At 43.0% G+C, this 690-nt stretch carries 1 protein-coding gene; it reads right to left on the reverse strand.

Going from position 1 to position 690, the window contains the following annotated elements; all coding sequences use genetic code 11:
* The coding region (locus tag GXM17_RS21430; protein WP_163401546.1) for a hypothetical protein at positions 1–690 on the reverse strand (690 nt) is incomplete at both ends.

Below are 690 nucleotides of genomic sequence, written 5' to 3' on the forward strand. Positions count from 1 at the left end.
GTCTTTTACCCAAACATCCCATTCTGTGTTGGTTGTCGGATTTAAATCCGCACTGTTACTTGCTACATAGTCCGCTGCAACTGGCGCAACATTATTTTGCTTATAAGCATAAGTATAACCAGGGGTTCCTCCTGCAGCGGTTACTGTAACTTTTGATGTAGCTACATTACAGTTCGCATTTACCTGAGCAACTGTGGCTGATAATGGCGTTGCCGGTTCTGATATAACAGTACTTGTCGTTGCTGTACAACCTGTTGTCTCATCGGTGAAAACAACATCATATGTACCTGCAGAAAGATTTGACAATGTCAACACTGCTCCACTCTGAGCTGTAACTGCTGCTGCTGTACCTACTTTATAACTGTATGTAGATACAAACTGGCTTACATTGTAACGGATTGATCCTGTTGATCCTGCATTACAATAAACATCGTTCTGTTTGGCTGCAACTACTGCAATTGGCGTAACTACCGGAACCGTATGTGATCCTGTAGCGTAACAGCCACTTGCATCGCTTACTTTGAAGCTATAAGTAACCCCTCCGGCCAATCCGGTGAAGATTCCTGTATTATTTGATGTGACTGAACCTGCCGGTGCTGTGATTTCATAAGTAATCGTACCAACTCCTGTTCCTGCTGTTTTTAAAACTGTAACCGTACTGGTAGTACTGCTGGCAGGTGAACAATAAAT

The organism is Flavobacterium fluviatile, from assembly GCF_010645065.1.
In the GTDB taxonomy this organism is placed as follows: Bacteria; Bacteroidota; Bacteroidia; order Flavobacteriales; family Flavobacteriaceae; genus Flavobacterium; species Flavobacterium fluviatile.